This window comes from Serinibacter arcticus, from assembly GCF_003121705.1.
Classification (GTDB): domain Bacteria; phylum Actinomycetota; class Actinomycetes; order Actinomycetales; family Beutenbergiaceae; genus Litorihabitans.
In genome coordinates, this window is sequence record NZ_PYHR01000002.1 from 592,427 (window position 1) to 616,720 (window position 24,294).

Annotated in this window: 19 protein-coding genes; 14 read left to right on the forward strand and 5 right to left on the reverse strand. The window is 73.9% G+C overall.

Annotation, left to right across the window (positions count from 1 at the left end):
• The first annotated feature begins 98 nt into the window (after nucleotides 1-98).
• The 5 genes from C8046_RS20155 (at nucleotide 99) to treZ (ending at nucleotide 7,610) form a co-directional block, all read left to right on the forward strand.
• On the forward strand, nucleotides 99-380 hold the full coding sequence (locus C8046_RS20155; RefSeq protein ID WP_419183540.1) for an alpha/beta-hydrolase family protein: 282 nt from the start codon (nucleotides 99-101) through the stop codon (nucleotides 378-380).
• Nucleotides 381-432: 52 nt separating this feature from the next.
• Nucleotides 433-963, forward strand: coding sequence for a DUF3253 domain-containing protein (locus C8046_RS02825; RefSeq protein WP_109228168.1), 531 nt, complete (start codon nucleotides 433-435; stop codon nucleotides 961-963).
• Nucleotides 964-1,054: 91 nt separating this feature from the next.
• Nucleotides 1,055-3,346: a glycogen debranching protein GlgX gene (glgX, locus tag C8046_RS02830; protein WP_109228169.1), complete on the forward strand. Its 2,292-nt coding sequence runs from the start codon at nucleotides 1,055-1,057 to the stop codon at nucleotides 3,344-3,346.
• Nucleotides 3,343-5,823, forward strand: coding sequence for a malto-oligosyltrehalose synthase (treY, locus tag C8046_RS02835; RefSeq protein WP_109228170.1), 2,481 nt, complete (start codon nucleotides 3,343-3,345; stop codon nucleotides 5,821-5,823). Before glgX ends, treY begins: the two co-directional genes overlap by 4 nt.
• Entirely contained in the window at nucleotides 5,820-7,610 is a 1,791-nt protein-coding gene (gene treZ / locus C8046_RS02840; protein ID WP_109228171.1) for a malto-oligosyltrehalose trehalohydrolase, read from the forward strand. The genes treY and treZ overlap by 4 nt, the downstream gene beginning before the upstream one ends.
• A gap of 140 nt (nucleotides 7,611-7,750) precedes the next feature.
• Here treZ and C8046_RS02845 read toward each other — a convergent pair whose 3' ends face one another.
• A complete protein-coding gene (locus C8046_RS02845; protein ID WP_146197038.1) occupies nucleotides 7,751-8,941 on the reverse strand; it encodes a M23 family metallopeptidase in 1,191 nt (396 codons plus the stop codon).
• A 107-nt stretch (nucleotides 8,942-9,048) separates the two neighbouring features.
• On the opposite strand from C8046_RS02845, the gene C8046_RS02850 reads away from it, so the two are divergent.
• Complete coding sequence (locus C8046_RS02850; protein ID WP_109230694.1) at nucleotides 9,049-9,477, forward strand: HIT family protein; 429 nt, start codon at nucleotides 9,049-9,051, stop codon at nucleotides 9,475-9,477.
• A gap of 34 nt (nucleotides 9,478-9,511) precedes the next feature.
• Here the strand turns inward: C8046_RS02850 and zapE are convergent, their stop codons facing one another.
• Nucleotides 9,512-10,534, reverse strand: a complete 1,023-nt coding sequence (gene zapE / locus C8046_RS02855) for a cell division protein ZapE (protein WP_235866055.1) — start codon at nucleotides 10,532-10,534, stop codon at nucleotides 9,512-9,514.
• Between the two features lie 204 nt (nucleotides 10,535-10,738).
• Here zapE and C8046_RS02860 point away from each other — a divergent pair, with 204 nt between their 5' ends.
• Complete coding sequence (locus C8046_RS02860; RefSeq protein ID WP_109228174.1) at nucleotides 10,739-11,233, forward strand: hypothetical protein; 495 nt, start codon at nucleotides 10,739-10,741, stop codon at nucleotides 11,231-11,233.
• A 19-nt stretch (nucleotides 11,234-11,252) separates the two neighbouring features.
• On the opposite strand, the gene C8046_RS02865 is transcribed toward C8046_RS02860, so the two are convergent.
• Nucleotides 11,253-12,560 (reverse strand): carboxylate--amine ligase, encoded by a 1,308-nt coding sequence (locus C8046_RS02865; RefSeq protein ID WP_109228175.1) that lies wholly within the window; start codon nucleotides 12,558-12,560, stop codon nucleotides 11,253-11,255.
• 99 nt (nucleotides 12,561-12,659) lie between these two features.
• Here C8046_RS02865 and C8046_RS18600 point away from each other — a divergent pair, with 99 nt between their 5' ends.
• From C8046_RS18600 to C8046_RS02880, 4 genes are all read left to right on the forward strand, one after another.
• Nucleotides 12,660-13,238 carry a DUF3000 domain-containing protein gene (locus C8046_RS18600; RefSeq protein ID WP_199224528.1) on the forward strand — a complete coding sequence of 193 codons (579 nt, stop codon included), beginning with the start codon at nucleotides 12,660-12,662 and terminating at the stop codon, nucleotides 13,236-13,238.
• A 62-nt stretch (nucleotides 13,239-13,300) separates the two neighbouring features.
• Nucleotides 13,301-14,524 carry an HRDC domain-containing protein gene (locus C8046_RS02870; RefSeq protein ID WP_235866056.1) on the forward strand — a complete coding sequence of 408 codons (1,224 nt, stop codon included), beginning with the start codon at nucleotides 13,301-13,303 and terminating at the stop codon, nucleotides 14,522-14,524.
• A gap of 174 nt (nucleotides 14,525-14,698) precedes the next feature.
• Entirely contained in the window at nucleotides 14,699-15,919 is a 1,221-nt protein-coding gene (locus tag C8046_RS02875) for a thiolase family protein (RefSeq protein ID WP_109230695.1), read from the forward strand.
• Nucleotides 15,916-18,045, forward strand: coding sequence for a 3-hydroxyacyl-CoA dehydrogenase NAD-binding domain-containing protein (locus tag C8046_RS02880; RefSeq protein ID WP_109228177.1), 2,130 nt, complete (start codon nucleotides 15,916-15,918; stop codon nucleotides 18,043-18,045). Before C8046_RS02875 ends, C8046_RS02880 begins: the two co-directional genes overlap by 4 nt.
• Nucleotides 18,046-18,117: 72 nt before the next feature.
• On the opposite strand, the gene pflA is transcribed toward C8046_RS02880, so the two are convergent.
• Both pflA and pflB read right to left on the reverse strand, forming a co-directional pair.
• Entirely contained in the window at nucleotides 18,118-18,957 is an 840-nt protein-coding gene (gene pflA / locus C8046_RS02885; protein WP_419183541.1) for a pyruvate formate-lyase-activating protein, read from the reverse strand.
• Nucleotides 18,958-18,964: 7 nt separating this feature from the next.
• The gene (pflB, locus tag C8046_RS02890; RefSeq protein WP_109228178.1) at nucleotides 18,965-21,232 is read right to left on the reverse strand and encodes a formate C-acetyltransferase; all 2,268 of its coding nucleotides are present in this window, start codon (nucleotides 21,230-21,232) and stop codon (nucleotides 18,965-18,967) included.
• 139 nt (nucleotides 21,233-21,371) lie between these two features.
• Here pflB and C8046_RS02895 point away from each other — a divergent pair, with 139 nt between their 5' ends.
• The 3 genes from C8046_RS02895 to C8046_RS02905 are packed head-to-tail and all read left to right on the forward strand — an operon-like array spanning nucleotide 21,372 to nucleotide 24,246.
• Nucleotides 21,372-22,844 carry a GuaB1 family IMP dehydrogenase-related protein gene (locus tag C8046_RS02895; RefSeq protein ID WP_109228179.1) on the forward strand — a complete coding sequence of 491 codons (1,473 nt, stop codon included), beginning with the start codon at nucleotides 21,372-21,374 and terminating at the stop codon, nucleotides 22,842-22,844.
• The gene (locus tag C8046_RS02900; protein ID WP_109228180.1) at nucleotides 22,841-23,551 is read left to right on the forward strand and encodes a trimeric intracellular cation channel family protein; all 711 of its coding nucleotides are present in this window, start codon (nucleotides 22,841-22,843) and stop codon (nucleotides 23,549-23,551) included. Before C8046_RS02895 ends, C8046_RS02900 begins: the two co-directional genes overlap by 4 nt.
• Nucleotides 23,548-24,246, forward strand: a complete 699-nt coding sequence (locus C8046_RS02905) for an NUDIX hydrolase (protein WP_109228181.1) — start codon at nucleotides 23,548-23,550, stop codon at nucleotides 24,244-24,246. The genes C8046_RS02900 and C8046_RS02905 overlap by 4 nt, the downstream gene beginning before the upstream one ends.
• The last annotated feature ends 48 nt before the right edge of the window (nucleotides 24,247-24,294 follow it).

Sequence of the window (24,294 nt, forward strand, 5' to 3'; positions counted from 1 at the left end):
CGGTGGGGCACGGCGAACGGTGGCGACCAGGGGTACGCGGACCTCGGTCCGACGGACTCCCCCGGGTGGCCTACCTCCAGCACCCGAGCGACGGCGTCGTGTGGTGGTGGTGGCCCACGGCCTGGCACGAGGACGACTGGTTCGACGAGCGGCCGGGTCAGGACGTCGTGCCCGGGGTGCGCTGGTGGCCTGGGATCACCGGGCTGCAGCTCCTCGCGGACATGTTCGTGGCCGGATCGGACGACGTGCCGCTGGGTTACGGCCACAACTACGGCGAGGGCTACGTCGACGCGTTCGCGTGGGTGACGGGTGCGGAGCTCGACGACGGCGACCTGGCGCGACTGCGGGAGACGATCGCGGCGACGAGCCGGCCCGGCTGAGCCGACCGTCGCGATCGTTGACCCGCTCGCGGCACGAGGCGAGGGTGGGGCGATGACGACGAGCGGCAGCAGCGCGAGCGGCGACGAGCAGGGCTCCGGACCCGAGACGACCCCCGACGGGCACCACGTCGTCATCGACGGCCGACGCTGGCGCGCCACCGATCCGGGAATCCCGGACACGCTGGCCGCCGAGCTCCGGTCCGCCCTGATGACCGGACGCCGCGGCGTCGGGGCCGCGAAGCGTGCCGAGGAGGACACGGCACCGCACCGCCGGATCGTGGACGACGCGAAGGTGGCGCTCGGCGAGCGCGGGGCGCCGTGGTGGGAGCCGGCGACGGAGGAGGACCGCCGTCGCCGGATCGCCGCGACGATCCGGACGCTGGCGGCGGCCAGGGCCCCCGGGACGACCTGCCCGAGCGATGCGGCGCGCGTCGTGGGCGGGGAGGCGTGGCGCCCGCTGATGCCGACGGTCCGCGCCGTGGCCGAGGAGCTCGCCGCGGCGGGTGAGATCGTCGTCACGCAGGGTGGTGAGCCCGTCCGGGCCCCCTGGCGCGGCCCGGTGCGGCTGGGACGCCCCGACTGAGACCTTCTCGCGCGCTGGTGCGGATCGGCCAACAGCACCAGACGGCCAACGAGGTGACCGGAATGTCACATCCCTGTGTCAATCTGGACAGATGCAGATCTGGCCTGGACACCCCTACCCCCTCGGCGCCACGTACGACGGCTCCGGCACCAACTTCGCGCTCTTCTCCTCCGTCGCCGAGAGGGTCGAGCTGTGCCTCGTGGACGACGACGGGGTGGAGCAGCGGATCGAGGTCACCGAGGTCGACGCCCACGTGTGGCACGTCTACCTCCCCGCCGTCGGCCCCGGCCAGCGCTACGGCTACCGCGTGCACGGCCCCTACGAGCCCTCCGAGGGCCACTGGTGCAACCCGTCGAAGTTCCTCCTCGACCCGTACGCCAAGGCGTTCGACGGCGAGCTCGACGGCGACGAGTCGCTGTACTCCTACCGGTTCGGCAGCCCGCCCGGCCCCGACAGCGAGATGAACGCGGACGACTCCTTCGGCCACACCCTCACCTCTGTCGTGCACAACCCGTTCTTCGACTGGGGCCACGACCACCCGCCGGCACACGAGTACCACCGCAGCGTCATCTACGAGGCCCACGTCAAGGGCATGACGCAGCTGCACCCGGCGATCCCCGAGGAGATCCGCGGCACGTACGCCGGCATGGCGCACCCCGCGATGATCGACCACCTCACCAAGCTGGGCGTGACGGCCATCGAGCTCATGCCCGTGCACCAGTTCATCAACGACCCCTCCCTGCAGGAGAAGGGTCTGTCGAACTACTGGGGCTACAACACGATCGGCTTCTTCGCCCCGCACGCGGACTACGCCGCCTACGGCACGCGCGGCCAGCAGGTCCAGGAGTTCAAGTCGCTGGTCAAGGCCATGCACGAGGCCGACATCGAGGTGATCCTCGACGTGGTCTACAACCACACGGCCGAGGGCAACCAGATGGGACCCACGCTGAGCTTCCGCGGCATCGACAACGCGGCGTACTACCGCCTCGTCGACGAGGACCGGATGCACTACTTCGACACCACCGGCACCGGCAACTCGCTGCTCATGCGGTCGCCGAACGTGCTCCAGCTGATCATGGACTCGCTGCGGTACTGGGTCACCGAGATGCACGTCGACGGCTTCCGGTTCGACCTGGCCGCGACCCTCGCCCGCCAGTTCCACGAGGTCGACCGCCTCTCGGCGTTCTTCGACCTGGTGCACCAGGACCCGGTCATCTCTCAGGTGAAGCTGATCGCCGAGCCGTGGGACCTCGGCGACGGCGGCTACCAGGTGGGTGGCTTCCCCCCGCTGTGGACCGAGTGGAACGGCGACTACCGCGACACGGTGCGCGACTTCTGGCGCAGCGAGCCGTCGACGCTGGGCGAGTTCGCCAGCCGCCTGACGGGGTCCTCCGACCTCTACGAGCACACCGGCCGCAAGCCCATCGCCTCGATCAACTTCATCACGGCCCACGACGGTTTCACGCTCGCCGACCTGGTCAGCTACAACGAGAAGCGCAACGACGCCAACGGCGAGGACAGCCGGGACGGCGAGTCGCACAACCGCGCCTGGAACTCCGGCGCGGAGGGACCGACCGACGACGCCGCGGTGCTCGAGCTCCGCGGTCGTCGCCAGCGCAGCTTCCTCGCGACCCTGCTCCTGTCGCAGGGCGTGCCGATGATCGCCCACGGTGACGAGATCGGCCGGTCGCAGCAGGGCAACAACAACGTCTACTGCCAGGACAACGAGCTCGCCTGGATGGACTGGGACCTCGACGAGTCCGAGGAGTCGCTGCTGGAGTTCACGCGCAAGGTCATCCGCCTGCGCGCCGAGCACCCCGTCTTCCGCCGCCGTCGGTTCTTCGGCGGTCACGTCACCGACGCCGACGGCGAGCAGGTCGAGGACATCCAGTGGTTCTCCCCGGCCGGCACCGCGATGACGCAGGAGGAGTGGAACACGCACTACGCCCGCGCCCTGGCGGTCTTCCTCAACGGCGACGCGATCACCGAGCCCGACGAGCGCGGCGCCCCGATCGTGGACGACTCCTTCCTGCTGCTGTTCAACGCGGCGCACGAGGAGGTCACGTTCACGCTGCCGTCCGCGCGGTACGGGAACGCCTGGTCCGGCACGCTCGACACGGACGGTTCGGTCGAGGACTGGCAGGTGCTCGCCACGGGTGCCGAGGTCGTCGTCGCGCCGCACAGCCTCGTCGTGCTCTCACGCCCCAGCACGGGTGAGTCCGCCGCCGTCGGCGCGGCCGCCCGCCCGGGCAGCGCGAGCCAGGTCGCTCGCGCGGCCGAGATCGCGCCGAGCGCGTCGACCTCGCCCCACGTCGAGGCCGAGGCTCCGAGCGCCGCGCCCGAGGAGTCCGCCGCGGAGTCCCCGAGCACGGACGCCCGATGACCCGGGTCCCCGTCAGCACGTACCGCCTCCAGCTCGGGCCCGACCTGACGTTCGACGGCGCCGCGGAGCAGCTGCCCTACCTGCACGACCTCGGGGTGACGGACCTGTACCTCTCCCCCGTCCTGCAGGCGGCCCCCGGGTCGACGCACGGGTACGACGTCGTCGACCATGACCGGATCAGCGACGTGATGGGCGGTCGCGAGCGGCTCGAGGCGCTCTGCGACGCGGCCCACGCGATCGGCATGGGCGTCGTGCTCGACATCGTGCCGAACCACATGGCCGTGCCGACACCCGCGTGGCACAACCGGGCGCTCTGGTCGGTCCTGGCCGACGGCGCCGACTCGCCGTACGCCGACTGGTTCGACGTCGAGTGGGACGCCTCGGGCAGCCTCCTCATGCCGGTCCTCGGCGACCGGATCGGAGCGGTCATCGCCCGCGACGAGCTCACGCTCGAGACGCTGGAGGTGCCCGGCGTCGGTCCCACGACCGTGCTGCGCTACTTCGAGCACGCGTTCCCCGTCAGGGCCGGCACCGAGCAGCTGCCGCTGACGCAGCTCCTGCAGGCGCAGCACTACCGCCTCGCCTACTGGCGCGTGGCCGACGAGGAGCTCAACTACCGACGGTTCTTCGACGTCGGCACCCTCGTGGCCGTCCGCGTCGAGCGCCCGGCGGTGTTCGAGGCGACCCACGCCGTGGTCGTCGACCTCGTGCGCTCGGGCCACGTGGACGGGCTCCGCATCGACCACCCCGACGGTCTCGCCGACCCGCGCGGCTACCTCAAGCAGCTGTACGAGGCGACCGACGGCGCCTGGATCGTCGCGGAGAAGATCCTCGAGCCCGCGGAGGAGCTGCCCTCGGACTGGCCGGTGGCCGGCACCACGGGGTACGACGCCGCCTGGCGCATCGGCCAGGTGCTCCACGACCCGGCGGGTTCCGGACCGCTCGCCGGGGTCATGCAGCGCCTGACCGGCGACGACCCGATGGGCCTGCCGGCGCTGATCGAGCAGAGCAAGCGTCAGGTCGTGGAGGAGTCCCTGCACGCCGAGGTCAACCGCCTCGCCGTCCTGGTGGCGGAAGTCTGCTCGGACGACATCCGCCTGCGCGACCACACGTGGCGCGCCATCCGGGACTGCGTCACCGAGCTCGTCGTCGCGATGGAGGGCTACCGCGCCTACGTCGTGCCGGGCGAGAACGCCCCGGGTGCCAGCGTGCACCAGGTGAACGAGGCCGCGCACCGCGCCGCCTCCCGGCTGCCGGACGAGCGGGCGGACACGCTCGCCGTCGTCGTCGACCTGGTCCTCGGGCGGGAGGCCGGCAGCGCCGGTCGCACGCACGAGACCCGTCGCGACGAGATCATCATCCGGTTCCAGCAGGTGTGCGGAGCCGTCACCGCGAAGGGGGTGGAGGACACGGCGTTCTACCGCTGGACCCACCTCGTGAGCCTGTGCGAGGTCGGTGGGTCCCCCGGCTCGTTCGCGATCGGACCGGACGCCCTGCACGCCTGGGCGTCACGGCAGTCCGAGCGGCAGCCCTCGTCGATGACGGCGGGCACCACGCACGACACCAAGCGCGGCGCCGACGTCCGCGCCCGCCAGGGCGTGCTGACCGAGCACGCCGACGCGTGGGTCGAGCTCGTGGACGACCTGCGGGCCGCGACCGACGAGATCCGGCCGGCCCACCTGGGCGGCCGGACCGAGAACCTGCTGTGGCAGATGCTCGCCGGCACCTGGACCGAGGAGGGTCCGCTCGCCACCGAGCGACTCACCCGCTACCTCGTCAAGGCCTCCCGTGAGGCGAAGGACTGGACGCGCTGGACCGCCCCCGACGAGAAGGCCGAGGCGGAGCTGGTCGCGTTCGTCGAGGCGCTCGCCGGGCACGAGCGCGTGACTGAGCTGATGCTGGGCTGGGTCGAGCGCACGTCGCACGCCGTCAGGGCTGCCACGCTCGGACAGACGCTGCTGCAGCTGACGCTGCCGGGCGCCGTGGACGTCTACCAGGGCGCGGAGACCACGCGCATCGCGCTCGTCGACCCGGACAACCGCGGCCCGGTCGACCACCGCGCGCTGGCCGCCACGCTGCACCGGCTCGAGACGGCCTCGCCCCACGGCCTCGGCGAGGAGAAGCTGCACCTCGTGGCCGCCACGCTCCGCGCCCGACGTCGGCACCCCGACGCGGTCGTCGGTCCGCGGTCGGGCTACCAGGCGCTCCCGACGTCCTCGGGCCACGCGCTCGCCTTCGCCCGGACGGTCGACGACGAGCCCGCGCTCGTCACCGTCGTCACCCGCCTGAGCACGTCCCTGGCGGGGATCGGCGGCTGGGGCGAGCACCAGGTGGTGCTGCCCGAGAGTCCGACGGGCTGGGTCGACGTCCGCCGCCCCACCACCGTGCACCCGAGCGGGTCCGTCCCGCTCGGCACGCTGCTCGCGCACGGCCCGGTCGCTCTGCTCGAGGTCGCCCCGATCGAGGTCGCCCCGTGACCGGGGCGCTCCGTGTCTGGGCGCCGTCGGTCGCCACGGCCGCCGTGGCCACCGAGGGCTCCACCACGCCGCTCGTCGCCGTCGGCGACGGCTGGTGGGAGGGTCCCGCGCTGCGGCACGGTCAGGACTACGCGTTCCACCTCGACGGCGGGGACGCCCGCCCCGACCCGCGCAGCGCCTGGCAGCCCCACGGCGTGCACGGTGCGAGCCGCTGGTTCGACGCGTCGGAGCACCCCTGGTCCGACGGCTCCTGGGCCGGTCGTGACGCCCGGGGCGCCGTGACCTACGAGCTCCACCTCGGCACCTTCACGCCCGAGGGCGACCTCGACGCGGCCATCACCCGGCTGCCGCACCTGGTGGACCTCGGGGTCGAGATGGTCGAGCTGATGCCCGTCGCGGCGTTCAACGGCGCGCACGGCTGGGGCTACGACGGCGTCGCGCTCTGGGCCGTGCACGGGCCGTACGGCGGCCCGGCCGCCCTGCAGCGGTTCGTCGACGCGGCCCACGCCCACGGCCTGGGCGTCTGCCTCGACGTCGTCTACAACCACCTGGGACCGTCGGGGAACTACCTGGCGGAGTTCGGTCCGTACTTCACCGACACCCACCACACCCCGTGGGGCTCGGCGGTCAACCTCGACGCCCCCGGCAGCGCCGAGGTGCGCCGGTTCGTGATCGAGAACGCGCTGCGGTGGCTGCGGGACTTCCACGTCGACGCCCTGCGGCTGGACGCGGTCCACGCTCTCGCGGACACCTCGGAGCGGCACGTCCTGGCGGAGCTGTCCGACGCCGTCGCCGCGCTGGCGCACGAGGTCGGGCGCCCGCTCTCGCTGGTCGCGGAGTCCGACCTCAACGACGCGATCATGGTCACGCCGACCGACCGCGGCGGGCGCGGGATGACCGCGCAGTGGGACGACGACGTGCACCACGCCCTGCACGCGATGCTCGAGCGCGAGCAGCACGGCTACTACGTCGACTTCGGCGACGCGTCGACGTTCGCCGCGGCCGTCCGCGACGTGTTCGTGCACAACGGCACCTTCTCGACGTTCCGCGGCGAGGACTGGGGCTCCCCCGTGCCCGACGACGTGGACCCGGAGGCCTTCGTCGTGTTCTCCACGAACCACGACCAGGTGGGCAACCGCGCGATCGGCGACCGCCCCGGTGGCCGGTGCGGCACCGCGGCGTCCGACCCGGCGCCGCTCGCGGCCGCCGCCGCGCTCGTGCTCTGCTCCCCCTTCACCCCCATGCTGTTCATGGGTGAGGAGTGGGCGGCGACGAGCCCGTTCCAGTTCTTCACGGACCACCCGGAGGCCGAGCTGGGCGCCGCTGTCTCGGAGGGGCGCCTGCGCGAGTTCGGCGGTCACGGCTGGGCCGAGGTCTACGGCGAGGACGTCGAGGTGCCCGACCCGCAGGACCACGGGACGTTCGAGCGCTCGCGGCTGCGGTGGGAGGAGATCGAGCTCCCCGGCCACGCCGCGATGCTGGCGTGGCACCGGGCGCTGATCGACCTTCGACGCACCGAGCCCGCCCTCGCCCGGGGGGACCGCCACCTCACGACGGTGACGGTCGACCCCCAGGACGACGGCTGGATCGCGCTGCACCGGCTGGCCCCCGACGGGACGAGCCCGGGCATCGCCGTCGTGGTCAACCTCGGTGACGACACGGTCCTGGTCCCGCTCGACGGCGCCGCCCCGGTGCTGGTCTGGGACGAGGCGACCGAGGTCGGGGCCGACGGCGTGCGGCTGCCCGCGCGCTCGGTCGCGGTGGTGCGCACGCCCGTCGCGGCCTGAACGGCGCCCCACGGCTGACCGGCACAAATGGCACGGCCTGGACGAGTGACGACCGGTCCCCTCGGGGCCGGTCGTCGTCTCTCTCTGCACGGGGGTCGGGCGCGCCTCGGGGCGGCGTCGGAGCGCCGTCAGCGGTCGGTTCAGGGGCCGGTCGGCTCCTCGGGCGCAGACTCCGCGCTCGCGGTGGGCGACGGCGTCGGGCTCTCGCTCGGTGACGGCGACGGCTCGTCCGGCGCCGGCGCCGGCGCGACGGTCGGACTCGGCGACGGCTCCGGGGTGGGCTCAGGCGTGGGGGTCGGCGTGGGCTCGGGCGTCGGAGTCGGCTCGGGGGTCGGCGTCGGCTCGGGCGTCGGAGTCGGCTCGGGCGTCGGCGTCGGAGTCGGAGTCGGAGTCGGAGTCGGAGTCGGAGTCGGCGTGGGCTCGGGCGTCGCCTCAGGCACCGGTGCCGGGTTCGGCTCGAGGGTGGGCTCCGGCGTCGGGCTCGGTGCGGGGGCCGTCGGGCCGGCGGCCGGCGGCACGGATCCGCTCGCCCGCAGCGCCTTGAGCGCCTCCTGGGCCGCGACCCAGTCGGACGTCAGCGGGACCGGCGTCACGGTGGTGCCGGCCTCGAGATCGACGCCCTGGGACAGCAGGTAGGGCACGGGGTCGACCGCGGTGCCGTCGATCCGCACGGCGAAGTGCAGGTGCGGCCCGCTGGAACGACCCTCGTTCCCCACCACCGCGATGATCTGGCCCTCGCGGACGACGTCGCCGGAGGCCACCAGGATGCCGTCCTGCGACATGTGGTTGTACGTCGTCACGACCCCGTCGCCGTGGTCGACCGCGACGAGCCAGCCGGTGTTCCCGTAGGCGTACCCGAGGCCGACGAACACGACCGTCCCTGCCGCGGCGGAACGGATCGGGTAGCCGAGCGGCGCCGAGATGTCGATGCCGTTGTGCAGGCCGGCGGAGGTGATGCCAGGGATGGCGTCGCGGTGGCCGAAGGGTGAGGCGAAGCGTCCGTTCGCGAGCGGGTGGACCCAGCCCGTCTCGGAGACCTGGACGCCCTCGGCGGCGAGTGCGGCCCGGTACTCGTCGACCGCCACGGGCTCGGGCGGTGCGGGGGGCGTGGCCGACACGACGGCGGGCGTCCACCAGGCGGCGAGCTCGGCGGCACCGGCCTCGACGTCGAGGAGCGGGTGCATCGGCGCCGCCGAGCCCCCGCCGTCCGACGCCACCACGTGGGGAACGGCGCTCGCCGCACCCCCGGTGCCGAGCACCATCAGCAGCGCTCCGACCACCGCCCCGAGCGTCGCTCCCACCGCCCGGTGGCGCAAGCGTCCCCGCGTCATCCCCGTCACCACTTCTCGTCGCCCGTGCCCCGTCACGCACCCTCGCGTGATCTGGATCACAGACTAACCCGTCGGAGACCGCGCGGCGCGCGCTAGGTTCGGTGATCATGACGACCCTCTTCGAACGCATCATCGCCGGGGAGATCCCGGCCCGCCGGCTCTGGAGCGACGACCGCTGCGTCGCGTTCCTGACGATCTCGCCCGTGACCGCCGGCCACGCGCTCGTGGTGCCGCGGCACGCCGTCGACCACTGGCTCGACGCCCCCGACGACCTGATGGCCCACCTGGTCGCCACGGCCCGCACGATCGGTGCCGCCCAGCTCGCCGAGTTCGGCGGCGAACGGTCGGGACTGGTCGTGCAGGGGTACGGCGTCCCGCACCTGCACCTGCACGTCTTCCCGACCACGGGCCCGGAGGACTTCCACGCCCTGGAGGGTCGGCCCGCCCAGGACGCCGATCTCGACGACGCCGCCGAGCGCCTGCGCTCCCGGCTGCGCGCCCAGGGCGCCTCGGGTGTCACCGACGGACGCGCCTGAGACGGGTCGGTGTCCGAGGGGCGGCGACCGGACATCACTGCCCGGGCAGCGGCAGCGCGCAGAGCGCACCGAGCCGGGACAGCGCCCGGTAGTACTTCTTGCGGTAGCCCTTGGTGAGCATGCGCTCGGAGACGAGGTCGGCGACGCCGGTGCCCCCGAGACGCACGGGCACGTTGCGGTCGTAGAGGCGGTCCACCAGCACCACGAGCCGCAGCCCGACCATGTCGTCGTCGAGCTGGTCGACACCGGTGAGCAGCACGGCGTCGACGTCGTCGACCAGCCGCCCGTAGCGGGAGGGGTGGATCCGCGAGAGGTGGGCGACGAGCTCGGGCCACCCGTCGACCGTGACGGCGGCGCCCGCCTCGGACGCCGCCCGGGCGGCCTGGCTGACGTCGTCGTCGGTGAGGGCGGCGTGCGCGGGACGCCCGGTGCGGTGGCGGTAGTCGTTGCCGTCGATGCGCATGACGGTGAACCGGGCCGCCAGGGCCTGGATCTCGCGCAGGAAGTCCTCCGCGGCGAACCGTCCCTCGCCGAGCGCCTCCGGCAGCGTGTTGGAGGTCGCGACGAGGGTGACGCCGGCGTCCGCCAGCTCGCGCAGCAACCGCGACATCAGCACGGTGTCGCCGGGGTCGTCCAGCTCGAACTCGTCGATCGCCACCAGCGCGCGGGTCGACAGCTCGGCCACGCAGGCCGCGAAGCCGAGCGCCCCGACCAGGTGGGTGTACTCCACGAACGTCCCGTAGGCCGAGCGCTCCGGCCCGACGGCGTGCGCGAGCGACGCGAGCAGGTGGGTCTTGCCGACGCCGTAGCCGCCGTCGAGGTAGACGCTGGACGGCGGGGCCGACCTCCGGAACAGCCCGCGGCGCTGCGCCCGGGTGAGCGCGGCGGCGAGCTCGCGCAGCTTCTCCTGCGCGGCGGCCTGCGACGGATGGTCCGGGTCGGGCACGTAGCTGTCGAACGAGGCGGCGGCGAACTGCGGCGGGGGCACCAGACCGGCGAGCAGGTCCGCCGGGGTCGTGTGCGGATCGCGGGAGGTCAGCGGGGGCAGGAGCGGCACGGCGGCAAGCCTACGCAGGCGGAGTCGCGGTCGGGGCCGACGAGTCGCGCGGGACCCTCAGGACTGCCGGGACCGCCGGGACGGGGGGACCGCCGGGACGCCTGGGACTGCCGCGACTGCCAGAACGGCCGGGACCGCGCGACTAGGCTGGTCGTGCTCGCGCCCCGGCCGAGCCGTCCCGTCGCTCCTGCCTGGAAGGTCCCGATGTCCCAGACCGTCATCATCCTCACCGAGGACACGCTGCTCCCCTCCGACGTCGAGCAGATCCTGGGACTCGATGACCGGACGGCGGAGACCACCTACTCGGTGCTCGTGCCGACCGAGGCCGAGCACAGCGTCGTCTCGGCGTTCCTCAACAACCTCTGGCTCCTCGACCTCAAGGAGGCCTGGGAGGACCTGACCGGCGCCAACGACGTCGACGAGAGCACGGCCCGCGCGGAGGCGGCCCAGGCGCTGGGCGAGTCCGTCGGGGCCCTGGAGAAGGCCGGCGCCACCGTCTCCTCGGCCACCGTCGCCGACGACCCCATCGCCGCGATGAAGGAGGAGCTCACGTCGGGCGACGTGATCCAGGTCGTCGCCGTCACGCAGCCCCGCCCGGTCGAGGACACCTTCCACACGAACTGGGCCGACCGCGCCCAGGAGGCGCTCGGCGTCCCCGTCCTGCACTTCTACTCGGGCACGTCGTTCCTCGGGAACTGACGCCACCCCGCCCCGGGGCTCAGGCCCCGGGGTGGAACCGCCGGAACTTGCGCACCTGGTTGACCATCGCGACGGCGATGAACAGCCACCGGCGCGGGTTCCGCTCGGCGCGGTAGTACAGCGGGTTGGTGACCGCGCCCGCCCGCCGCAGCGCCCGCACCTGGGCCCGCGCGTCGGGCGCGTAGCGCCGGAGGATCGCGAGCGGTACGACGACGAACAGGTGCTCGCGCTCCCCCAGGACCGCGGGCGCCGACGCAGCGCCGTCGTCGCCGGACGCGCCGCCGTCTCCGCCGGCCGGGGCGACCGCACCCGCGGCCCCGATCCAGCCCTCGACGTACAGCCGCGCCACGTTGTACCCCGACGCCGTCGGGGCGAACCCGCTGCGTCCCACGCGCGGGTTGATCTCCAGCACGCGGTAGCGGCCGTCGGCCCCGCGCATCAGGTCGACGTTGGCGAATCCGCGCCAGTCGAGGTCGCGCAGCAGCTCCAGGACGTCGTCGATGCTCGCGCGCGCGGCGGCGTCGCTCGAGGCGTCCGCCGTCACCTGGGCCACGGAGTTCCCCAGCGCCGTCGGGGTGTGCTCCTCGAGCAGCACGCGGCCCAGCTGGGCGAACGTGACGCGACCGGCGGCGTCGACCATGACGTTGACGGCGGCCATCGCCGCGTCGCCTCCGGGCAGCTCCTCCTGGACGAGCACGTCGCCGGTGTACCCCGTGGCGCCGATCCGTCCCAGCAGCGCGACCAGCTCGGCCCGGTCGGTCACGCGGTGGACCTTGGCGCGGCCGGCGTAGTCGACGTCGTGCGCGTCCGCCGTCGAGGCGAACTTCACGACGGCGGGCAGCGGCACCTCGGCGGGCACCTCCGACCCGGCGGCGACGACGAGCGTGCGCGGGTGCGGGAGCCCCAGGCGCTCGCACGCCCGCATCACCGTCCCCTTGTGGCTCGCGGCGGCGACGACCTCCGCGGCCGCGTACGGCACGACGACGCCGTCGGCCGCCAGCGCGGCCCGCGCGGCGACCACGACGTCGACGAGCCAGTCCGCGCTGGCGAGCAGCACGTGGGTCCGGCCGGGCTCCTCGGCCACGACCGCGCGCACGCGGCGCACCACGGCCTCGACCGTCAACTCCTCGCCGACCACGCGCAGGTCGACGATCGAGGAGTCGCGCACGGGCCACGTCGCCGCCCCGGCGAGCACGACGCTCGTCACGCCGAACGCCTCGTGGAAGGCGCGGGCGGTGCCGTAGGCGCCGATGTCACCGCCGAGCACGATCGGTCGCGGCGAGCCTCCGGGAGCGGAGGCGAGGGTGGGGTGCGCGGAGGGCGGCACGGCCGTCCTTTCGTGGCCGGGGCGGATTGCGCAGCGAGTCTACGGCGTGGCCTCAGGGCTTCCGGGGGTGCGACACCTAGCCTGGGGACCGTGCCGGAGATGGACTCGACCCAGATGCCGCCGGAGTTCACCGCGGCGCTCCTCAGCCTGCGTGGGCACACGTGGCGCCCCGAGGTGCACCTCGACGAGGTGCCTCCGCCCACGCGCATCGCGCCGTGGGCTGCCGCGCTGACCGCCGAGATCAACCCGACGACCGACCCCGACGACATGCTCGCCAACGGTCGATTCGTCGTCCTGCACGACCCCGAGGGCCAGGACGCATGGAACGGCACGTTCCGCGTCGTGGTGCTGATCCGCGCCCAGCTCGAGCACGAGCTCGGCGCGGACCCCATGCTCGGCGAGGTCGGCTGGACCTGGCTGACGGACTCGTTGCGGGAGGCCGGCGCCGAGCACCACTCGCTGTCGGGCACGGTCACCCGTGTCCTGTCGGAGACCTTCGGGGGGCTCGAGGTCCGCGGCCAGGAGGTCGAGATCGAGATCCGCGCCTCCTGGACCCCGACCACCCCGCGGATGGGCGAGCACCTGCGCGCCTGGGTGGCAGCGACCGCCTGGGCCGGCGGACTCCCCCCGCTGCCCGAGAACGTGACGGCGCTCACCCCGCGCCGCCCGAGGAGCTGAGACGTGACGCCCGCCACCCCCACGAGCCCGAGAGCACGACCCCCGACGCCGCAGCGGCCCCCGTGCCGCTGGTCGAGCCCAGGGACGGCGTGCCGGAGATCCTCACCACCACCGAGGGCCTGGCCGACTACGCCGCCGCCCTCGCCGCCGGTTCCGGCCCGGTCGCCGTCGACGCCGAGCGCGCGTCCGGCTTCCGCTACGGCCAGGCCGCCTACCTCGTCCAGATCCGCCGCGAGGGCGCGGGCACCGCGCTCATCGACCCGGTCGAGCTGCCCGACCTCTCCCCCGTGCGCGAGGCGCTGCGCGGGGTCGAGTGGGTCCTGCACGCCGCCAACCAGGACCTCGCCTGCCTCGCCGAGGTGGGCCTCGCGCCCGACGCGCTGTTCGACACCGAGCTCGCGGGGCGGCTGCTGGGTCGCGACCGCGTCGGCCTCGGGCCGATCGTCGCCGCCGAGCTCGGCCTCAGCCTCGCCAAGGAGCACTCCGCCGCCGACTGGTCGACCCGTCCGCTGCCGCGCGAGTGGCTCCGGTACGCCGCGCTCGACGTCGAGGTGCTCGTCGAGCTGCGCGACCGGCTGGCCGCCGACCTCGTGCGCCAGGGCAAGGACGAGTGGGCGAGGCAGGAGTTCGAGGCGGTCCGCCTCGCCCCGCCGCCCGCGCCCCGCGTCGACCCCTGGCGCCGCACCACCGGCATCCCGACCGTGCGCGACCCGCGCCGTCTCGCCGTCGTGCGAGAGATGTGGAACGAGCGGGACGCGAGTGCCCGGGCCAGGGACACCGCGCCCGGCCGGGTGCTGCCCGACCGCGCGATCATCGCGGCCGCCGTCGCCCTCCCGACGACGCGCGCCGCGCTCGCCGAGCTGCCGGAGTTCAGCGGCAAGGGCACGCGCCGGCGTCTCGACCGGTGGTGGGGCGCGATCGCCCGCGTCCTGGAGATGCCCGAGTCGGCACTGCCGCCGCGCCGCGGTCCCAGCACCGACACGATGCCGGCGCCGCGCGGCTGGGCCGACCGTCACCCCGAGGCCGCCGAGCGGCTCCGGGCCGTGCGCGCCACGATGCGGCTGCTCTCGATCGACCTCGGCACGCCGCAGGAGAACCTGCTCTCCCCCGACCTCCAGCGGCGTCTCGCGTGGGACCCGCCGGCGCCGCGCGTCGACACCGTCACGGCCCGGCTGCTCGACGGCGGGGCACGGCCCTGGCAGGCGGCCGTCACCGCCCCCGTGCTGGCGGGCGCGCTGAGCGACCCGCGCGCCGTCCCCGACGTGCCGGAGCCCTCGCGACGCTGATCCCTGCGGCGAAAGTGTCGAGGACGACGAGTACCGGACAACCGGGTACGGTGGCTCCGACACAGTCGTCGAGCCGCCCCGCGGCACACCTCGGAGGATCCCGTGACCGACCCGACCGCCGCCCCGACCTCGGAGCGAGCCCCGCGCGCAGCCTCCACGACGGGCCGCCCCGGCATGCTCGGCCGCTCGGTCGTCCTGCTGGACGCCGCCCGCACACCGTTCGGCCGCGCCCGTCCCGACGGGCTGTACGCCCACTCGCGGGCCGACGACCTCGCCGTCGTGGTGGTCCGCGAGCTGCTGCGCCGCAACCCCGACCTGCCGCCGCACCTCGTCGGTGAGGTCGCACTGGCCGCCACCAGCCAGGTCGGCGACCAGGGCCTCACGCTCGGCCGCACCGTCGCGCTTCTCGCCGGGCTCCCGCAGCAGGTGCCCGGCTACGCGATCGACCGGATGTGCGCGGGCGCGATGACCGCCACCACGCAGGTCGCGGCCCAGATCGCCGTCGGCGCCGTCGACGTCGCGATCGCCGGCGGCGTGGAGCACATGGGCCACCACCCGCTCGGCGCCGACGCCGATCCCAACCCGCGCTTCGTGGCCGAGAAGCTGGTGGACCCCGACGCCCTCGTGATGGGTGCGACGGCGGAGAACCTGCACGACCGCTTCCCCACGCTGACGAAGGAGCGCGCCGACGCGTACGGCGTCGCGAGCCAGGCGCGCTACGAGGCCGCCCGCCGCGCCGGCCGCATCGACGCCGACCTCGTGCCCGTCGCGATCCGCGACCCCGAGCGCGGCTGGGGGCTGGCGACGGCCGACGAGCCGCCTCGCCCCGGCACGACGCTCGCCGACGTCGCCGACCTGCCGACGCCCTTCCGCCCCGGCGGCCGCGTCACCGCCGCCACGTCCTCCCCGCTGACCGACGGCGCGACGGCGTGCGTGCTGGCGGCCGAGGACGTCGCCGCCCAGCTGGGGCTCGAGCCCCGGATGCGCATGGTGAGCTTCGCCTACGCGGGCGTCGACCCGGCCGTGATGGGCATCGGCCCGGTGCCGGCCACCCACCGGGCGCTGCACCTGGCGGGGCTCGAGATCGACGACATCGGCGCCATCGAGATCAACGAGGCGTTCGCCGTGCAGGTCCTGGCCCTGCTGGAGGAGCTCGGGATCCCCGACGACGCCCCGCACGTCAACCCCGACGGCGGCGCGATCGCGATGGGCCACCCGCTGGCCGCCTCCGGCGTCCGCCTCATGGTCCAGCTCGCGCGGCGGTTCGAGGCCGACCCGAGCGTGCGCTGGGGCATGACGACCATGTGCGTCGGCCTCGGCCAGGGCGGCACCGTCATCTGGGAGAACCCCCACCACCCCGACTACACCCCCGTCACCCCGGAGGCAGCGCTGTGAGCATCACCCGAGTCCTCGTCCGCGACGTCGAGCTCCCGACGGCGACCGCCGCCACGGGTGGCGGGACGCTCGCGCTGATCACCCTCGACAACGGGGCCGACCACCGCCTCCCCAGCACGCTCGGTCCGGAGACGATCGCCGAGCTGACCGGTGTCCTGCTCGGGCTCCGGACGCGTGCCGAGTCCGGCGAGATCGCGGCCGTGGCGGTCACCGGCAAGCCCTACGTGCTCGCGGCCGGCGCCGACCTCAAGCGGGTCAGCGCCGTCGCGACGCGCGAGCAGGCCTTCGCGCTCGGCCGCGACGGCCACGAGGCCTACACGCTGCTGTCGGACCTCGGCGTGCCGTCGTTCGCGTTCATCAACGGCGTCGCGCTCGGCGGCGGCCTGGAGCTGGCCCTCAGCTGCACCTACCGCACGGTGTCCGGGGCGGTGCACGCCCTCGGGCTGCCCGAGACCTCGCTCGGGCTCGTGCCCGGCTGGGGCGGGGCCTACCTGCTGCCCCGGCTGATCGGGATCGAGGCGGCCATCGACGTCGTCCTCACGCGCCCCGCCTCGAACCGTCCGCTCGGGGCGCACGACGCCGCGATCCTCGACCTGGTGGACCGCGTGCTCGACCCGGCCGACTTCCTCGAGCGGTCGATCGCCTGGGCCGCGGAGGTGCTGCGGGGCGACGTCACCGTGCAGCGTCGCGAGCTCGACGACCAGGCCCACTGGGACGCCGTCGTCGCGGCCGCGCGCGAGCAGCTCGACGCCGTCGTCGGATCCTCGCGTCCGGCCCCCGGCCGGGCGCTGGAGCTGATGGCCGCGGCCCGCACGGCCGACCGGACGGAGGCGTTCGCCGCCGAGGACGAGGCGCTGGCCGACCTGATCATGACCGACGAGATGCGCGCGAGCGTGTACGCCTTCGGGCTCGTCACCGGCGCGAAGCGCCCCGTCGGCGCGCCCGACGCCGGACTCGCCCGCAAGGTCCGCAGCGTCGGTCTCGTCGGTGCCGGGCTGATGGCCGCCCAGATCGCGCTGCTGGTGGCGCGCCGGCTCAAGGTGCCCGTCGTCATGCGCGACCTCGACGACGACCGCGTGGCCGCCGGTCTCGGGCACGTCCGCACCGAGGTGGAGAAGGCGGTCCGCCGCGGCCGGCTCACCCCGGACGCAGCCACCCGGGTCCTGGCCTCGGTCACCGGCACCACCGACCTCGCCGACCTCGCCGCGTGCGACCTCGTCATCGAGGCCGTCACCGAGCGGCTCGAGCTCAAGCAGCGCGTGCTGGCCGAGCTCGAGGACGTCGTGGACCCCGAGGCCGTCCTCGCCACGAACACCTCCGCCCTGTCGGTCACGGCGATGGCGTCGCAGCTGCGCCACCCGGAGCGCGTCGTCGGGCTGCACTTCTTCAACCCGGTGGCCGCCATGCCGCTGGTCGAGGTCGTGCGGGCCGAGCGGACCGACGACCCCACGCACGCCACCGCGTTCGCCGTCACGAAGGCGCTCGGCAAGAGCGCCGTCGCCTCGGCCGACCGGCCGGGCTTCATCGTCAACCGGCTGCTCGTGCTGCTCATGGGCCGGATCGTCGGCGCCGTCGAGGGCGGTACGCCCGTCGAGGTGGCCGACCGCGCGTGCGACGTGCTCGGGCTGCCGATGCCGCCGTTCCAGCTGTTCGACCTCGTCGGACCGGCCGTCGGGCTGCACGTGCTGACGTCGCTGCGCGAGGAGCTGGGCGACCGCTTCCCGCACTCCCCCGGGCTGGAGCTCATCGTGGCCGAGGGCACGCCGCTGGTCGGTCCGCCCGCCGCGCCCGGGCGCCCGCGCCGCGTGCTGCCCGACGTGCAGGCGGTCTTCGACGCCGCCCGCGAGACGTCCGGCGACGCCGCGCCGCGCCACCAGGCGCCGCTCGATGAGGCCGGCGTCCTGGACGACGTGCTCACGGCGCTGACGCACGAGATCCGGCTGATGCTGGACGAGGGCGTCGTCGACGAGCCCGGGCAGATCGACACCGCGATGATCCTCGGTGCCGGCTGGCCGTTCCACCTCGGCGGGATCACGCCGTACCTGGACCGCACCGGCTACGCCGAGCGCGTCACCGGGAGCAGGTTCCTGCCGCACGGCGTCGCCGACGTCCCGCCGGCGGCCTGACGGCGGGCGCCGGCAGCTGCTCGTCGGCGTCGGCCGTGCTCGTCGCGGCGAGGTGCTGGCGGGTGGGACGACTCAGTACGTCGTGAGCCCGGCGGCGCGGAACATCTCGCGCACGTGCTCGGTGCGCGCGGGGGTGGGCGGCTCGACGTCGTCGAGCTCGTACCGCAGCCCGGCGTCAGCCCACTTCTCGCGCCCCATCTGGTGGAACGGGAGGATCTCGACCCGGCTGACGGTCGGGAGCGATGCGGCGTAGCTGACGATCGGGGCGATGTTCTCGTCGACGTCGGTGAGGCCGGGGACCTGGACGAACCGGATCCACGTCTCGATGCCGAGGTCGGCCAGGCGCCGTCCGAAGGCGAGCGTCGGCGCGAGCTCCTGACCCGTCACCCGGCGATAGGTCTCGGGATCCCCCGACTTCACGTCGAGCAGGACGAGGTCGATGTCGGCCAGGAGCGCGTCGCTCGCGAGGGCGCCGAGGAAGCCCGAGGTGTCGATCGCCGTGTGGACGCCCATCTCCCTGGCGCCGCGCAGGATCCGCGCGGCGAACGCCGGCTGCCTCAGCACCTCCCCGCCGGACAGGGTGATGCCGCCGTGCGTGGCGGCGAAGACCTGGCGGTAGCGACGGATCCGCGTCAGCAGCTCCTCCGCGCGCACGGGCGTGCCCGAGCGCGCGCTCATGGTGTCGGGGTTGTGGCAGTACAGGCACCGGAGCGGGCAGCCCGCCAGGAACGTCGTCATCCGGGTTCCGGGTCCGTCGACGGCCGTCACCAGCTCCCACGAGTGCACCATCCCGATCTCGCCGGTCCGGAGGCCGACGAGACGATCGTGGCGCTCGGCGTCCTGCGCTGTGCCGAGGCCACCGAGCGTGCTCGGCACGCCGAGCGGGACGGGTGTGGGAGCCGGTGTCGTCACGGGTCGCTCAGACCGAGGCGTGGAACGTGCGCTCGAGCACGTCCCTCTGCTGCTCGCGGGTGAGCTTGACGAAGTTCACCGCGTAGCCGGAGACCCGGATCGTCAGCTGCGGGTAGCTCTCCGGGTGCTCCATCGCGTCGATCAGGGTGTCCTTGTTCAGGACGTTGATGTTGGCGTGGAAGAGGCCCTCCCCCATCCCGGCGTCGAGGATGCCGACGAGGTTGGTGACCTGCTCGTCCTTGGTGCGACCCAGGGCCGACGGCGTGATCGTGTTGGTCAGCGAGATGCCGTCGAGCGCGTCGTCGTAGTCGAGCTTGCCGACGCTCATCATGCTGGCGATCATCCCGTGCGTGTCCATCCCGTTCTCCGGGTTGGCGCCCGGCGAGAACGGCTCGCCCTGGCGGTGCCCCGAGGGGAAGGACCCCGTGGCCTTCCCGTAGACGACGTTGGACGTGATCGTCAGGACCGACTGGGTCGGCACCGCGTCGCGGTAGGTCGGCAGCGCACGGATCTTGTCCATCACCGTCCGCACGACGAGCTGGGCGATCTCGTCGGCGCGGTCGTCGTCGTTGCCGTAGACGGGGAACTCGCCCTCGGTGAGGTAGTCCACGACGAGACCGCTCTCGTCCCGGATCGGGGTGACACGGGCGTACCTGACCGCCGAGAGGCTGTCGGCGACGATCGAGAGGCCGGCGATGCCGCACCCGAGCGTGCGGACGATCTCGGCGTCGTGCAGCGCCATCTCGATCGCCTCGTAGGCGTAGCGGTCGTGGCTGTAGTGGATGATGTTCAGCGCCTCGACGTAGGTGCCCACGACCCAGTCGAGCATCGCGTCGTAGCGGGCCCAGACGTCGTCGAAGTCGAGCGGGCCGTCGCCGCGGATCGGCTCGTAGCCGTCCACGACCTGCGTGCCCGTCATCTCGTCGCGACCACCGTTGACGGCGTACAGCAGCGCCTTGGCCGCGTTGACCCTCGCCCCGAAGAACTGCATCTGCTTGCCGACCCGCATCGGCGAGACGCAGCAGGCGATGGCGGCGTCGTCGCCCCAGTGGGCGCGGATCTCGTCGTCGGACTCGTACTGGATCGCCGAGGTCTCGATGGAGATCGCGGCGCAGAAGGCCTTGTAGCCCTCGGGCAGGTCGTCGGTCCAGAAGATCGTGATGTTCGGCTCCGGCGCGGGGCCGAGGTTGCGCAGCGTCTGCAGGAGGCGGAAGGAGGTCTTCGTGACCTGGGTGCGGCCGTCGTCGCTCATGCCGGCGTCCGACCAGGTCGCCCAGTACGGGTCGCCGGAGAAGATCTGGTCGTAGTCGACGGTGCGCAGGAAGCGGACGATGCGGAGCTTGATGACGAGCGCGTCGATGATCTCCTGCGCGTCGGACTCGGACAGGAGCCCGGCGGCGAGGTCGCGCTCGAAGTACGCGTCGAAGAACGGCGACAGCCGCCCGATGCTCATGGCCGCACCGTCCTGGCTCTTCACCGAGGCGAGGTAGCCCAGGTAGGTCCACTGCACGGCCTCGAGGGCGGTGCGCGCCGGCCGACCGAGGTCGAACCCGTACTGCGCCCCCATCGCCCTGAGCTTCGTCAGGGAGCGGATCTGCTCCGAGTGCTCCTCGCGGTAGCGCGCCCAGTGCTCGGTGAAGGGCTGGCCGATCACGGCGTCCTTGTCCGCGCGCTTCTCGGCGATGAGGCGGTCGACGCCGTAGAGCGCGACGCGGCGGTAGTCGCCGATAATCCGGCCGCGCCCGTAGGAGTCGGGCAGGCCCGTGATGATGTGGCTGCTGCGGGCCGCCCGGATGCGCGGCGTGTAGATGTCGAAGACGCCCTCGTTGTGCGTCTTGCGGTACTTCGTGAAGGTCTCCTTGACGCGCTCGTCTGGCTCGAGCCCGGCCTCCCTGATGGCCGTCTCCACCATCCGCCAGCCGCCGTAGGGCATCATCGCGCGCTTGAGCGGGGTGTCGGTCTGCAGCCCGACGACGACGTCGTCGTCGTCGCTGATGTAGCCGGGACGGAACGCGTCGATGTCTGCGGGAGTAGTGGTGTCGACGTCGTAGACCCGCCTGGCCCGCTCGACGGACAGGAACTCCGTCTCCAGCGTCTCCCAGACGCGCAGCGTCTTCGGGGTCGGACCGGCGAGGAAGGCGGCGTCGCCGGTGTACGGCGTGTAGTTGCGCTGGATGAAGTCGCGGACGTCGACGGTCTCGGTCCACCGACCGTGCGCGAAGCCGGCCCACGCGTCGGTCTCGACCGGGGCGTGGCCCGGGGTGGCGATGCTCATGATGTCCTCCTGCTGGCGGCTGGAACTCGACCGTTGAGGCCGTACCTCGACACTAGGAACGCCGCGCCCGCGCGGGTCGGGACTTGGGTCCCTCGTCCGTGTGAGGGGGCGCACACCCCCGCTCGCCTAGGCTGGAACCATGCGCTTCCTCCCCGGTCAGGACCCCACGAGCGACCTCACCTACGGCGACGTCTTCCTCGTGCCCTCCGCCTCCGACGTCACCAGCCGGTTCGACGTCGACCTCACCCCCCGGGACGGCACCGGGGCGAGGCTGCCCGTGGTCGCCGCCAACATGACCGCGGTCAGCGGCCGCCGCATGGCGGAGACGCTCGCGCGCCGCGGTGGCCTCGCCGTCATCCCCCAGGACGTCCCCACCGAGCTCGTCGCCCGGTCGACCGCGTGGGTCAAGAGCCGGCACACCGTCGTGGAGACGCCCGTCCACGTGGCCCCGGACTCGACGGTCCACGACGCGCTCGCCCTCATGGCCAAACGCTCCCACGGGATGGCCGTGGTGCTGACCGACGGCCGTCCGGTGGGCGTCGTGACGCCCGCCGACTGCAGCGGCGTCGACCAGTTCACGCTCGTGGCGGAGGTCATGGCGGAGACGCCCACGGTGATCCAGGAGTCCACGCTCACGAGCGGTGCGGGCGGCGTCATCGACGAGGCCGCCGTCGTCGCGGCGTTCGACACGCTGCACGGCGCACGCCGCAAGGTCGCACCCGTCGTGCGCGCTGACGGGACGCTGCTGGGCGTCCTCACGCAGCTCGGTGCGCTGCGCTCCTCGATCTACCACCCCGCGCTCGACGACGAGGGCCACCTCCGCGTCGCCGCCGCCATCGGCATCAACGGCGACGTCGCGAGCAACGCGGCCGCGCTGCTCGCCGCGGGGGTGGACGTGCTCGTCGTCGACACCGCGCACGGCCACCAGGCCAAGATGCTCGACGCGCTGCGCGCCGTCCGCTCGGTCTCGACCGACGCCGTCGTCGTCGCCGGCAACGTCGTGACGGCCGACGGCGTGAGCGACCTCGTCGCCGCCGGGGCCGACATCGTCAAGGTCGGCGTGGGCCCTGGTGCCATGTGCACCACCCGCATGATGACCGGCGTCGGCCGGCCCCAGTTCTCCGCGGTGCGCGAGTGCGCCACGCGCGCCCGCGAGCTCGGCGCGCACGTCTGGGCCGACGGCGGGGTCCGCCACCCGCGCGACATCGCGCTCGCGATCGCCGCCGGGGCCAGCCAGGTCATGGTCGGCTCGTGGTTCGCCGGCACGCACGAGTCGCCGGGCGACCTGCACGTCGCCGGGGACGGCCGCCGCTACAAGGAGAGCTTCGGGATGGCCTCGGCCCGCGCCGTCGCCGCCCGCACGCGCGGCGGGTCGGCGTTCGACCGCGCCCGCAAGGCGCTGTACGAGGAGGGCATCTCCTCCTCGCGGATGTTCCTCGACCCCGAGCGCCCCGGCGTGGAGGACCTGCTCGACCAGATCACGGCCGGGCTGCGCTCGGCGTGCACCTACGCCGGCGCCCGCACGCTCGAGGAGCTGCACGAGCGCGCCGTCGTCGGCGTCCAGTCGGCCGCCGGGTACGAGGAGGGGCGCCCCCTCCCCGCCGGCTGGTGACACCGCTCGCCCTCGCCGAGGGGGCGGCCGACGTCGTCACCGCGAGCACCGAGGTGGTGCGCGTCCTCGACCTGCTCGGGGTCGCCGCCAACGTGCTGCTGGCCGCGGTGCTGGCCCGCGAGAAGCGTTTCGACCTGATCGGCTTCCTGGTGCTCGGCGTCGCCGCGGGCCTCGGCGGCGGCATGATCCGCGACACGCTGCTGCAGCGCGGCACGCCGGTGGCGCTCACCGACCTGTCCTACCTCAGCGTTGCGCTCGCGACGGCGGTCGTCGCCTATCTGGTGCGGGTCGAGGGCCGGTGGTGGACCCGCGGGATCCGCGTGCTCGACGCCGTCGCGCTCGGCACGTGGGGCGCCGTCGGCGCCCAGAAGGCGATCGCGGCCGGGCTGCACTGGCTGCCGGCCCTTCTGCTCGGCACCATCACCGCCGTCGGCGGCGGGATGGTGCGCGACGTCCTGCTCCACCGCACGCCGATCGTGTTCGGCGGCAACACCCTCTACGCGACGTGCGCGACGGCGGCCGCGGGCGTCGTCGTGCTCGCCGACTGGCTGACCTCGAGCGAGTACCAGGGCCTGACGACGCTGCTCGCGGCGGGGGTCGGCGGCACGCTGTGCCTGCTGTCCTACCGGCGCGGGTGGCGTCTGCCGGAGGCGCGCGACTGGCGGCCCCGGCCGCGCACCGTGCGACGACGGGTGGTCGAGCCGTGACCGGCCTCGTCCCGCCGCCCTCCCCCGCGTCCGCGCGCAGTGACCTGCTGGACCTGGCGCAGGGCCGGCGGCCGTGGGCCTCGCCCCTCGGACGCGCGCGCCCCGGGTCCGCGACGGGCCAGCGCCACTCCGCCGTGCTGCTGCTGTTCGGGCTGCTCGACCCCTCCGACCTGGCCGATCCCGGCCACGCCGACGTCGACCTCCTGCTCACCCGGCGCAGCGACGCGCTCCGCCACCACCCCGGCCAGATCGCCTTCCCGGGCGGAGGCATCGACCCCGGCGAGACGCCCGAGGTCGCGGCCGTGCGCGAGGCCGTGGAGGAGACCGGGCTCGACGGCGACGGCGTCGAGGTGCTCGGCGCGCTCGCCGACGTGCCGGTGGTCGTGAGCGGGAACGTCGTGACGCCGGTGCTCGGGTGGTGGGCGGCGCCGTCGCCCCTGGCACCCGACGGCGTCGAGACCGCCGAGGTATTCCGCGTCCCGGTGCGCGACCTCGTCGACCCCGCGAACCGCGTCACCGTGGCCTTCCAGCGCGACCGCGGCGTCGCAGCCGCGCGCGGCGCCGTCCACCGCGGCCCCGGCTTCCAGGTCCACGGCCGGCTGGTGTGGGGCTTCACCGCGTTCGTGCTCGACGCCGTGCTGGACTCCCTGGGGTGGAGCGTGCCGTGGGACGCGTCGCGCGAGGTGGAGCTGTAGCAGCCGGACGCGGGGCGGAGGTGAGCCGCCGCCCCGCCTAGGGTGGAA

Bases quoted from the DNA above. Each gene is read 5' to 3' on its own strand.
- C8046_RS02825 (WP_109228168.1), top strand. From the start codon at position 433: ATGACGACGAGCGGCAGCAGCGCGAGCGGCGACGAGCAGGGCTCCGGA.
- glgX (WP_109228169.1), top strand. From the start codon at position 1,055: ATGCAGATCTGGCCTGGACACCCCTACCCCCTCGGCGCCACGTACGAC.
- treY (WP_109228170.1), top strand. From the start codon at position 3,343: ATGACCCGGGTCCCCGTCAGCACGTACCGCCTCCAGCTCGGGCCCGAC.
- C8046_RS02845 (WP_146197038.1), bottom strand. From the start codon at position 8,941: ATGACGCGGGGACGCTTGCGCCACCGGGCGGTGGGAGCGACGCTCGGG.
- C8046_RS02850 (WP_109230694.1), top strand. From the start codon at position 9,049: ATGACGACCCTCTTCGAACGCATCATCGCCGGGGAGATCCCGGCCCGC.
- C8046_RS02860 (WP_109228174.1), top strand. From the start codon at position 10,739: ATGTCCCAGACCGTCATCATCCTCACCGAGGACACGCTGCTCCCCTCC.
- C8046_RS18600 (WP_199224528.1), top strand. From the start codon at position 12,660: ATGGACTCGACCCAGATGCCGCCGGAGTTCACCGCGGCGCTCCTCAGC.
- C8046_RS02875 (WP_109230695.1), top strand. From the start codon at position 14,699: ATGCTCGGCCGCTCGGTCGTCCTGCTGGACGCCGCCCGCACACCGTTC.
- pflB (WP_109228178.1), bottom strand. From the start codon at position 21,232: ATGAGCATCGCCACCCCGGGCCACGCCCCGGTCGAGACCGACGCGTGG.
- C8046_RS02895 (WP_109228179.1), top strand. From the start codon at position 21,372: ATGCGCTTCCTCCCCGGTCAGGACCCCACGAGCGACCTCACCTACGGC.